Consider the following 11,257-nt stretch of genomic DNA (forward strand, 5'->3'; position numbering starts at 1 on the left):
ACGCATGCCGCCAGAAACGATGAGGTGGTTCTGGGATCACGACATGCTCGAACAGAAACCGACCTCCGGCCCTTAGGGAATTCAAGCCATGGCAACAGCAGCGGCAGTGTCGAACAAATTCGAATCCTTCTTCGAAACCACGCTGGAAGATGCCGATCCGGAGATCTTCGGCGCCATCCGCAACGAACTCGGTCGCCAGCGCCACGAGATCGAGCTGATCGCCTCTGAAAACATCGTCTCTCGCGCCGTTCTGGAAGCGCAGGGGTCGATCATGACCAACAAATACGCCGAGGGCTATCCGGGCAAGCGCTACTATGGCGGCTGCCAGTTCGTCGACGTGGCCGAGGAACTCGCCATCGAGCGCGCCAAGAAGCTGTTCGGCTGCAACTTCGCCAACGTGCAGCCGAATTCCGGCAGCCAGATGAACCAGGCGGTGTTCCTGGCGCTGCTGCAGCCCGGCGATACATTCATGGGCCTCGACCTCAATTCCGGCGGGCACCTGACCCACGGTTCGCCGGTCAACATGAGCGGCAAATGGTTCAAGGTCGTGTCCTACGGCGTGCGCAAGGAAGACCACCTGCTCGACATGGACGCGATCGAGAAGAGCGCGCACGAGAGCAGGCCGAAGCTGATCCTGGCCGGCGGCACCGCCTATTCGCGGGTCTGGGACTGGAAGCGGTTTCGCGAGATCGCCGACGCGGTCGGCGCCTATCTGATGGTCGACATGGCCCATATTGCCGGCCTCGTCGCCGGCGGCGTGCATCCGTCCCCGCTGCCGCACGCCCATGTGGTGACCACCACGACGCACAAGTCGCTGCGCGGCCCGCGCGGCGGCATGATCCTTTGCAATGACGAGGACATCGCCAAGAAGATGAACTCGGCGGTCTTCCCCGGCCTGCAGGGCGGACCGTTGATGCACGTCATCGCCGCCAAGGCGGTGGCGTTCGGCGAGGCGCTGAAGCCGAGCTTCAAGATCTACGCCGAAAGCGTTGCCGCCAATGCCAAGGCGCTGGCGGCGAGCCTCAAGGAAACCGGCCTCGACATCGTCTCGGGCGGCACCGACAACCATCTGATGCTGGTCGATCTGCGCCCCAAGAACGCCACCGGCAAGCGGGCCGAGGCCGCCCTTGGCCGCGCCAACATCACCTGCAACAAGAACGGCATTCCCTTCGACCCGGAAAAGCCGTTCGTCACTTCGGGCGTGCGCCTCGGCACGCCGGCCGGCACCACGCGCGGCTTCGGCCAGGCCGAGTTCCGTGAGATCGGCAAGCTGATTTCCGAAGTTCTGGACGGTCTCAAGGTCGCCAATTCCGACGAGGGCAATGCCAGTGTCGAAGCCGCGGTCAAGGCCAAGGTGGTGGCGCTGACCGATCGCTTTCCACTCTATCCCTATCTCGGCTAGGATCGGGGCACGGACGACCTTGCCGCGACGACAAAGTCGTCGCGGCAGGGCCCGTGCGATCGACAGGGAGCCTTGATGATGCGGATATCTCGCCTAGCCGACCTTAGCGCCGTCGGCACCCTGGTTGTCTTGATAGGCTTGTCGTTCCCGGGTATGGCCCTGGCACAAACCACACCGACGCAGGTTGCCCCGGCGGCGCCTGCCCAGGCCGAACCCAAGCTCGAAACGTTCGGCCGATGGTCGACATTGGTCGACGAGGTCGATACCGGCCAGGATATCCGCAAGACCTGCGCCGCCTCGACCGCTTTTGTCGGCACCGGCGGCGAAAGCGGTACCTTGACGCTCATCATCTCCAACGGCGATGCGCTGCCGCCGGACGCTTATCCATCCCTGACGATCGCCGTCGACAACAAGGGCCTGCCGACCGGCAAGACCGTCGCGGCGACTTTCGGCGATGACAAGGGCCGTGTCGGCGTCAAGGTTCATTCCGACGCCCCGATCAACGGCAGGCTCAGCTGGACCGCGGACAACCAGGCCAAGACCAGCCTGGCGCTGCTGCGCGCCATGCGCCGCGCCTCGGCGCTCGATGTCGCCTTTGGCGACATGCCCGTGGCAAGCATATCGATGGACGGTTTCACCAAGGCTTATCGCAACCTCGGCGCGTCGTGCGGCTTCCCGACCGCCGACGTGGCGCCCTGACGGCATCGGCTGCCGGCGCTTGCGGCACTGGCAATCCGCCACGCGCCTCGCTACATCTGGGGCGCGGGCGGCTGTCTCTGATACTTTGCCATCGCGGCAAAAACCTCTAAGCCTTTCGCTTCACCAGATTCGCCAACCAAAGGCTTCTCCATGCGCTGTCCCTATTGCCAGTCGGAAGATACGCAGGTGAAGGATTCCCGCCCCGCCGAGGACGGCGCGGCGATCCGAAGGCGACGCGTCTGCCCCGATTGCGGCGGCCGCTTCACCACTTTCGAGCGTGTGCAATTGCGTGATCTCGTCGTGGTCAAGAAATCCGGTCGGAAAGTGCCGTTCGACCGCGACAAGCTGCTGCGCTCGGTGGAGATCGCCGTCCGCAAGCGCAATGTCGATCCCGAACGCATCGACCGCGCGGTGACCGGGATCGTGCGCCAGCTCGAAAGTTCCGGCGAAACGGAGGTTGCTTCGGGAGAGGTCGGCCGGCTGGTCATGGAAGCCCTGAAGTCGCTCGACGATGTCGCCTATGTGCGCTTCGCCTCGGTCTACCGCAATTTTCGCGAAGCCAAGGATTTCCACGAATTGCTGGGCGAACTGAAGGTCGACGAGCCCAAGGGCGATGGCCATAAGGGCGAAGAGGACGCCGGCTGAGCATGATTGCGGCTGACAAGACCGGTCAGGCAGCCCTCGATCGCCGCTTCATGGCGGCGGCGCTCAGGCTGTCGCGCAAGAACGCGGGGCGCACCGCGACCAACCCGTCGGTCGGCACGCTGATCGTGCGCGATGACGGCAACGGCCCGATGATCGTCGGCACCGGCGTCACCGCTGTCGGCGGCCGGCCGCACGCCGAAACGGAGGCCCTCGCAGAAGCCGGCGCGCTCGCGCGTGGCGCCACGGCCTATGTCACCCTGGAGCCCTGCGCCCATCACGGCCGCACCCCGCCTTGCGCCAATGCGCTGGTCAATGCCGGCATCGCGCGTGTTGTCGGCGCTGCCAGCGATCCCGATCCGCGGGTGTGCGGCAAGGGCTATGCGATCCTGCGCGCCGCCGGGGTCGAGGTGCTGGAGAAAGTGCTGGCGGCGGAAGCCGCCGAACAGATGGCCGGCTACCTGATTCGATCGTTGAAGAAGCGGCCCGAAGTGATTCTCAAGCTTGCGCTTTCCAGTGACGGAAAGATCGGCCGGCAAGGCCAGGGCCAGGTGTCGATCACCGGAGAAATCGCGCGCCGCGAGGTGTATCTCATGCGGGCCGAGGCGGACGGCATCCTGGTCGGCATCGGGACTGCGCTCGAGGATGATCCCGCGCTGACGGTGCGCTTGCCAGGACTGGAAAACCGTTCGCCGGCCCGCATCGTGCTGGACCGGCAGCTCAGATTGCCGGAGACCTCCAAGCTGGTTTCAGGCGTGGACCGGGTGCCGCTCTATATCGCTGCTTGCCTGGAGGCCGATCCGCAACGGCGCACCGCGCTCGAGCGCGCCGGGGCGCGCTTCATCGGCACCGAAACGCATGAGGGCGGCGTGGCGCTGCCGGAACTCCTCGAGGACCTCGCCGCGCTCGGCATGGCGAGCGTACTTGTCGAGGGCGGGGCGAAGGTGGCGGGCGCTTTCCTGGCCGATGGGCTGGTCGACCGCATCGTCTTGTTCCAGGGGCCGGAAGCGATCGGCGACGACGGCATTGCATCGCCCATCGATGCCGACCACATCCCGCCGGGCTTTCGCAAATTGCGCGAGATGCGTTTTGGCGAGGACAGCTACGCCGAGTGGGTGAGAGACATCTAGGGATCAACACGATGTTTACCGGAATTGTCACCGACATAGGCGCTGTCGCGGCCGTCAAGCCGCTCAGGGAAGGCGTCGGTTTGCGCATCGACACCGTCTATCAACCGGAAACCATCGCCGTCGGCGCTTCGATCTCCTGCGGCGGCGTCTGCCTGACCGTGACGGCCTTGCCCGAAGGCGGATCGAATGCGCGCTGGTTCGAGGTCGAGGCCTGGGAAGAAGCACTCAGGCTGACGACGGCGAACAGCTGGAAGGCGGGCACGCGGATCAACCTGGAGCGGGCGCTGAAGATCGGCGACGAACTCGGCGGGCACATCGTCTCAGGCCATGTCGACGGCACCGCCGAGATCGCCGAGCGCAAGGATGAGGGCGACGCGGTGCGGTTCACGCTGGAGGCGCCGCGCGACCTGGCGAAATTCATCGCGCCGAAAGGCTCGGTCGCGCTCGACGGTACCTCGCTCACCGTCAACAAGGTGGAAGGCACCCGCTTCGACGTACTTTTGATCCACCATTCGCTGACAGTGACCACCTGGGGCGAGCGCAAGGTCGGCGATCGCGTCAATCTCGAGATCGACACCATGGCCCGCTACGCCGCGCGGCTGGTCGAGGCCGCGAAAGAAGGCCTGTAAGCCTCAAATTGTCAGTATTCTGCGAGCCGTCCAGCTGTGAGAGACTTCGAAGCTCCAAGACCAGCAAGACCTGTTTTCCAACGATGTCGAGGAGCCGATCCGCGCGATATTGGATCTGGCCTTCCGACAAAGCTTGCGAACTCCGCAGCTTCGGCCTAAGTCACCGGCAACCCCCCGGAGACTTTTATGGCAGGCACTTCCCAACACGGCAAAGCCTTCATTCGTCCGAAGGCGAAGGCGCATCTGCTGATTGTCGAGGCGCGCTTTCACGACGACCTTGCCGACGCGCTGCTCGACGGCGCGACCAGCGCGCTCGATGAAGCGGGCGCGACCTACGACGTCGTCACCGTTCCAGGGTCGCTCGAGATTCCCGCGGTGATCACCTTCGCGCTGGATGGCGCGGCCGAAGGCGGCACCGACTACGACGGTTTCGTTGCGCTCGGCACCGTCATCCGTGGCGACACCTATCATTTCGACATCGTCGCCAATGAATCCAGCCGCGCCCTGATGGACCTCTCGGTGCACGAGGCTGCCTGCATCGGCAACGGCATCCTCACCACCGAGAACGACACCCAGGCGTGGACCCGTGCCAAGCGTTCGGAAGGCGACAAGGGTGGCTTTGCCGCGCGCGCCGCGCTGACCATGATCGCCCTCAAGGAACAACTCGGAGAGCGATCGTGAGCGAACCCACCGCGCCCGGCCAGCCAGCGATCCGCCAGGCCAACAAGCGCGGCGCCGCCCGACTGGCCGCCGTCCAGGCGCTCTACCAAATGGACGTCGCCGGCAGCGGCGTCTTCGAGATCACCGCCGAATACGAGGCTTTTCGCCTCGGCAAGGAAGTCGACGGCGCACTCTATCGCGAGGCCGACGCGCAGTGGTTTCGCGCCATTCTCGCTGGCGTGGTCGAGAACCAGACGACCGTCGACCCCATCATTCGCCAGGCCCTGACCGAGGACTGGCCGTTGTCGAGGCTCGATTCGACGCTTCGGGCGATCTTGCGCGCCGGCGTCTACGAGCTGATGAAGCGTGAGGATGTGCCGGTGGCGGTCATCGTGTCGGAGTATCTCGACATCGCCAAGGCCTTCTACGAGGAAGACGAACCCAAGCTGGTCAATGCCGTACTCGACCGCGTGTCGCGCCGGGTGCGTGGCGAGGGGCGCGGTAAAGACGCATCATGACAGCCACTGCCGTCGAGGCGGCCAGGGAGTCGCGGCGAACCGCGCTGATCCTCGCCGCGTCGCAGGCGATCGTCGGCTCGGCGGCGCCGATCGCCATCTCGATGGGCGCTCTGGCCGGGCATTATCTGCTTGGTGCCGATAAATCCCTGGCGACGGCGCCTGTCACCGGCTTCAATGTCGGCGTGGCGCTCGGTGCGCTGCCGGCTGCGGCCATCATCCGCCGCCTGGGTCAGCGTGGCGGCTTCATGACCGGAACCGTCGTCACCGCATCTGGCGGGCTGGTTGCGACACTGGCGCTTTTCCAGGGCAGCTTCTGGCTGTTCGCCTTCGGCCTGCTGCTGATCGGCGTCGGCGGAGCCTTCGTCCAGCAGTTCCGCTTCGCCGCCGCCGACAACGCGCCGCCGGAGTTCAAGGCGCGGGCCATTTCCTTCGTTCTGGCTGGCGGCATCGTCACCGCGATCCTGGGACCGCAGATCGTTATCTTCACGCGTGAATTGTTCGCACCGGTGATGTTCGCCGGTTCGTTCATATCCATCCTGCCGCTGGCCGTGGCAGGGGCCATCATCCTGTCATTCCTGCGTCTGCCGGCGAAGGCGGCCGGCAATGTGGAGGTCGCCGACAATCATGCCAGGCCATTGGCTGAAATCGTCACCAAGCCGCGTTTCATCGCCGCGCTGTTTTGCGCCGTCGGCACCTACGCGCTGATGAGCTTCGTCATGACCGGCGCCCCCCTGGCCATGGTCGGCTGCGGCCTGTCGGAGGACGATGCCACGCTAGGCATCTCCTGGCACGTCATGGCGATGTTCGCGCCGAGCTTCTTCACCGGCTCGCTAATCCATCGCTTCGGCGCCGAGCGCATCGTGGCGACCGGCCTGGTCCTGCTCATGGGCTGTGCCGTCATCGCGTTGTCAGGCCTGGAGCTGTGGCGGTTCTGGACCTCGTTGATCCTGCTTGGCCTTGGCTGGAACTTCGGCTTCATCGGTGCGACCGCGATGGTCGCCGCCAGCTATCGGCCGTCGGAAAAGGGCAAGGTGCAGGGCTTCCATGACTTCGTCCTGTTCGGGTCCGTCGCCTTCGCTTCGCTGATGTCGGGCATGGTCTACAATGCCTGGGGCTGGGAGATGCTCAACTGGTTGATCTTCCCGGTTGTCGTCTTGTGTTTCGTGGCCCTTGGCGCGCTGAAGCTGAAGGGCTCGCGCAAGGCCGACGCCTGAAACCCGGCTGAACTGGCATCACGGTGTCAGGATGGCTTCGGGCGAAATCGACGCCTTAGAACAAAATTATTGCGCTGGTCCCCATTCTTATGAAACCGTGTGCCCCGACTGGCCGTTGAAGCCATGCTCATATGCGGCCACCGCATTCCGGTTCATAGCAAGGGGTTTTCACGATGTTTTCAGTCAAGGTTCTGGCCGGCGCGGCATTGGCGCTCGGCATCACGGCGGTTTCCGCCAGTGCCCAGGTGGTTGTCTCCTCCAAGATCGACACCGAAGGCGGCGTGCTGGGCAACATCATCCAGCTCGTCCTCAACGCCAACAACATCAAGACCACCGATCGTATCCAACTCGGCGGCACGCCGGTGGTGCGCAAGGCGATCACCGCCGGTGAAATCGACATCTATCCCGAATACACCGGCAACGCCGCCTTCTTCTTCGAAAAGGCCGACGATCCCGTGTGGAAGGATGCGGCCAAGGCCTATGAGGCGGCCAAGAAGCTGGACTATGACGCCAACAAGATCGTCTGGCTGTCGCCATCGCCGGCCAACAACACCTGGGCGATCGCGATGCGCAAGGAAGTCACCGACGCCAACAAGCTCGTCACGCTGACGGATTTCGGCAAGTACGTCTCCGGCGGCGGACAGGTGGTGCTGGCGGCCTCGGCCGAGTTCGTCAATTCGGCGGCTGCGTTGCCGGCCTTCCAGACTACTTACGGCTTCAAGCTGAAGCCTGAGCAACTGATCACGCTCTCGGGGGGCGACACGGCGGCGACCATCGCGGCGGCCGCCAACCAGACCAGCGGCGCCAACGCGGCCATGGTCTACGGCACCGATGGCGGCATCGCGTCTTCCGGCCTGGTCGTGCTCGAGGACGACAAGGGCGTGCAGCCGGTCTACCAGCCGGCGCCGATCATCCGCGAGGCCGTGCTTAAGGAACATCCTGAGATCGAGACCTTGCTGAAGCCTGTCTTCGCCAAGCTCGACCTCGTCACTCTTCAGGAACTGAACGGGCGCGTGCAGGTCGGCGGCGAGCCGGTCAAGGGCGTTGCCGAAGACTTCCTGAAGAAGAACGGATTTCTGAAGTAAATCCAGGCGCACCGAAAGGTGACGCCGGTGCGAGGCGCCCCCCTCTGTCCTGCCGGACATCTCCCCCTCAAGGGGGGAGATTGGCGGTTTGGGTGTTCCGATTCTTTTTCTGGCGTTGGCAATTGGCGAAAGGCGTGGCGAAATCCAATCTCCCCCCTTGAGGGGGAGATGTCCGGCAGGACAGAGGGGGGCGCCTCGCGCGGAACGCACAATTACTCACCCGCATCGCTTTTGACTTACGTGCATCGGCACGGGCACCTGCCATGACCCTCCGCTTCGACAAGCTCGGCGTGGTCATAGCCGTCATCGCGGCCTATGCCATGTTCTTCGCGTCATTTGCGACCTTCCGCGCCAACCGAATCGTTCCCGGATCGGCGCGCTCGATTCTCGAAGCTTTGCCCCCAGCCTTGGGCCCGTTGCTGCTGGCGATCATCGTCGTGGCCGCGCTCATCGCGCTCTTCAAGACTCCGCTCTTCCTTCGCCTCGCCGCCGGCGTCGTGGCCTTGGCGGGCCTTGCCCTCCTGATCGGCGTCGCCGGCACATTTCTGACGCCCGCCGGCAACACCTTCGCACGCATCTCTCCGGCCTCCGGCTTCTGGATCCTCATCTTCGCCTTCACGCTCCTGCTGGCGGACGTGCTGACACGCCTCGACCTGTCGCCGTTGGCGCGGGTTGGCGTGCTGGTCCTGGCCGCCGCGGCGATCGGTGTCTTGCTGGCCTCGGGAAGCTGGAACGACCTGTCCATCCTCAAGGAATACGCCAACCGTGCAGACAGTTTCTGGGCCGAAGGGTCCAAGCATGTGACGCTGGCGCTCGGCTCGCTGCTTGCCGCGGTGATCATCGGCCTGCCGCTTGGCATCCTTTGCCATCGTGTCGAGAGGCTGCGTGCGAGCGTCCTCAACGTGCTCAACATCATCCAGACCGTTCCCTCGATCGCACTGTTCGGGCTGCTGATCGCGCCACTCGGCTGGATCGCGTCGCATGTGCCGGGGGCAGCAGTGCTCGGCATTCGCGGCATCGGCACCGCGCCGGCTTTCGTGGCCCTGTTCCTCTATTCGCTGCTGCCGGTGGTCGCCAACACGGTGGTCGGTCTCGCCGGGGTTCCGCGCGCTGCCAATGACGCGGCGCGCGGCATGGGCATGACCGACAGGCAGCGCCTGTTCGGCATCGAGTTTCCGCTGGCCTTTCCGGTCATCCTGACGGGCATCCGCATCGTGCTGGTGCAGAATATCGGCCTCGCCACCATCGCGGCGCTGATCGGTGGCGGCGGCTTCGGCGTCTTCGTCTTCCAGGGCGTCGGCCAGACGGCGATGGACCTGGTGCTGCTCGGCGCGGTGCCGACCGTCGCACTCGCCTTCGCCGCCGCGATCATCCTGGATGCGGTGATCGAGATGACCGCCACCAAGCGCAGGGTTCAAACGGCATGATCGAGATCGAGGGCATTACCAAGCGTTACGATCAAACAGCGGTGGTAGACGACGTGTCGATGGTGATCGAGCCGCGCACGATCTGCGTCATCGTCGGCACGTCCGGTTCCGGCAAGACGACGCTGCTTCGGATGATAAACCGGCTGGTCGAGCCGACCTCGGGCATCATCAAGCTCGACGGCGCCGACAATCGGTCGCTGCCGGCCTACGAGCTGCGCCGCAGCATCGGCTATGCCATCCAGGGACACGGCCTGTTTCCGCATCGCACGGTGGCGCAGAACATCGCCACCGTGCCGGTCCTGCTCGGCTGGGACAAGGCGCGCATCAAGGCCCGCGTCGACGAATTGATGACGCTCTACCAGCTTGATCCCGAGGCGTTCGGGCCGCGCTATCCGCACGAATTGTCCGGCGGCCAGCAGCAGCGCGTGGGCGTTGCCCGCGCGCTTGCAGCCAAGCCCAACGTGCTCTTGATGGACGAACCATTCGGCGCGCTCGACCCGATCATCCGCACCAAGGCGCAGGAAGACCTGCTGGCGATCCAGAAGCGCTTCGGCACCACCATCATCCTTGTCACGCACGACATGGAGGAGGCCGTGCATATGGGCGACAAGATCGCGGTGATGGATGCTGGCAAGCTTGTGCAATACGCCAGGCCCGCGGAGATCCTCGCGAACCCGGCCAGCGCCTTCGTCGAGACACTGGTCGGCGCCAGCGAGCGACCCTTCAGGCTGTTGTCGCTCGGCCGCGCCCGCGACGCAGTGGAGCCTGGCGCGGCCGAAGGCGAGGCGATCTCAGGAGAAGCCAGCCAGCGCGACGCGCTGGCCGAGTTGCTGTGGTCGGGTCGTCCGGCATTGCCGATAAGCGGTGCCGACGGCAAGCCGATCGGCCGCGTCACGATGGACGGGCTGGTGAAACGCGCCGCGAGGCCGGCATGAAAGCCTGGATTCGGGTGCTGCCGCGGCTGGTCCTGATCGTGCTGCTGGTGGCATTCCTAACCAATCCGAGCTGGTTCGAACCGCTGCTGAAGCCGCTCACAGAGAACAATGCCCCGGTTATCTACAATCAGGGCAGCCTGCTCACGCTGACATTGTTGCATCTGCGCACCGTCCTGATCGCCACTGTGGCCGCGACCGTCGTTGCGCTCGCACTTGCAATTCTGGTCACGAGGCCCGCGGGCGCCGAATTCCTGCCGCTGTCGCGCAGCCTGGTGAATATCGGTCAGACCTTTCCGCCGGTGGCGGTGCTGGCACTGGCCGTGCCGGCCGTGGGTTTTGGCGAGAAGCCGACGCTGATCGCCCTGTTTCTCTACGGCCTGCTGCCGATCTTCGAGAATACGCTGACCGGACTGACGACGCTGCCGGCCAACATCGTCGAGGCGGCGCGCGGCGCCGGCATGACCGGCTGGCAACGGCTCATCAAGGTCGAATTGCCGCTCAGCGCGCCGATCATCCTGGGGGGCATCCGCCTGTCGGTCGTCATCGGCCTTGCCACGGCCACCATCGGCTCGACGGTGGCCGCCAGGACGCTGGGGGAGGTCATCATCGCCGGCCTCCTGTCGAACAACCTCGCCTTCATCCTGCAGGGTGGCCTGATCGTGGCGGCATTGGCCGTGCTGATCTATGACGGGCTGTCGGCCATCGAGCGCTACACGGCACGGCGCATGGGCAGGGAGACCGAGGGCAGCTAGCTTCAAGACCGCGTCAAGGTCACCATTCGAAGGCCTAGGCGGAGCGCGGCGACCCGCCGCCATTTCAATCAATAATCGCGGCCATTGCAGCCCCACGCGCCGCGCCCAATGTCTTTTGGGCGAAAGCGGGGCAAAAACCGAACAATATCTTGACGTTCGCGGCC

At 64.8% G+C, this 11,257-nt stretch carries 12 protein-coding genes; all 12 read left to right on the forward strand.

Going from position 1 to position 11,257, the window contains the following annotated elements; genetic code table 11:
- Positions 1-88 precede the first annotated feature (88 nt).
- Positions 89-1,402, forward strand: coding sequence for a serine hydroxymethyltransferase (glyA, locus tag WC739_RS00300; RefSeq protein WP_372950999.1), 1,314 nt, complete (start codon positions 89-91; stop codon positions 1,400-1,402).
- A 78-nt stretch (positions 1,403-1,480) separates the two neighbouring features.
- Entirely contained in the window at positions 1,481-2,101 is a 621-nt protein-coding gene (locus WC739_RS00305) for a hypothetical protein (RefSeq protein WP_372951039.1), read from the forward strand.
- A gap of 150 nt (positions 2,102-2,251) precedes the next feature.
- Positions 2,252-2,746: a transcriptional regulator NrdR gene (gene nrdR / locus WC739_RS00310; RefSeq protein WP_372951000.1), complete on the forward strand. Its 495-nt coding sequence runs from the start codon at positions 2,252-2,254 to the stop codon at positions 2,744-2,746.
- A gap of 2 nt (positions 2,747-2,748) precedes the next feature.
- Positions 2,749-3,873, forward strand: a complete 1,125-nt coding sequence (gene ribD, locus WC739_RS00315) for a bifunctional diaminohydroxyphosphoribosylaminopyrimidine deaminase/5-amino-6-(5-phosphoribosylamino)uracil reductase RibD (RefSeq protein ID WP_372951001.1) — start codon at positions 2,749-2,751, stop codon at positions 3,871-3,873.
- Positions 3,874-3,884: 11 nt separating this feature from the next.
- Positions 3,885-4,502, forward strand: a complete 618-nt coding sequence (locus WC739_RS00320; protein WP_372951002.1) for a riboflavin synthase — start codon at positions 3,885-3,887, stop codon at positions 4,500-4,502.
- Positions 4,503-4,688: 186 nt separating this feature from the next.
- The gene (ribH, locus tag WC739_RS00325) at positions 4,689-5,183 is read left to right on the forward strand and encodes a 6,7-dimethyl-8-ribityllumazine synthase (RefSeq protein ID WP_372951003.1); all 495 of its coding nucleotides are present in this window, start codon (positions 4,689-4,691) and stop codon (positions 5,181-5,183) included.
- Positions 5,180-5,680 carry a transcription antitermination factor NusB gene (nusB, locus tag WC739_RS00330; RefSeq protein ID WP_372951004.1) on the forward strand — a complete coding sequence of 167 codons (501 nt, stop codon included), beginning with the start codon at positions 5,180-5,182 and terminating at the stop codon, positions 5,678-5,680. The genes ribH and nusB overlap by 4 nt, the downstream gene beginning before the upstream one ends.
- Entirely contained in the window at positions 5,677-6,894 is a 1,218-nt protein-coding gene (locus tag WC739_RS00335) for an MFS transporter (protein WP_372951005.1), read from the forward strand. Before nusB ends, WC739_RS00335 begins: the two co-directional genes overlap by 4 nt.
- Positions 6,895-7,067: 173 nt before the next feature.
- Positions 7,068-7,979, forward strand: coding sequence for an ABC transporter substrate-binding protein (locus tag WC739_RS00340; RefSeq protein ID WP_372951006.1), 912 nt, complete (start codon positions 7,068-7,070; stop codon positions 7,977-7,979).
- Between the two features lie 263 nt (positions 7,980-8,242).
- Complete coding sequence (locus WC739_RS00345; protein ID WP_372951007.1) at positions 8,243-9,406, forward strand: ABC transporter permease; 1,164 nt, start codon at positions 8,243-8,245, stop codon at positions 9,404-9,406.
- On the forward strand, positions 9,403-10,341 hold the full coding sequence (locus WC739_RS00350; RefSeq protein ID WP_372951008.1) for an ABC transporter ATP-binding protein: 939 nt from the start codon (positions 9,403-9,405) through the stop codon (positions 10,339-10,341). The genes WC739_RS00345 and WC739_RS00350 overlap by 4 nt, the downstream gene beginning before the upstream one ends.
- Positions 10,338-11,093: an ABC transporter permease gene (locus tag WC739_RS00355; RefSeq protein ID WP_372951009.1), complete on the forward strand. Its 756-nt coding sequence runs from the start codon at positions 10,338-10,340 to the stop codon at positions 11,091-11,093. The genes WC739_RS00350 and WC739_RS00355 overlap by 4 nt, the downstream gene beginning before the upstream one ends.
- Positions 11,094-11,257: the final 164 nt, after the last annotated feature.

The organism is Mesorhizobium sp. (genome assembly GCF_041661565.1).
GTDB lineage: Bacteria > Pseudomonadota > Alphaproteobacteria > Rhizobiales > Rhizobiaceae > Mesorhizobium.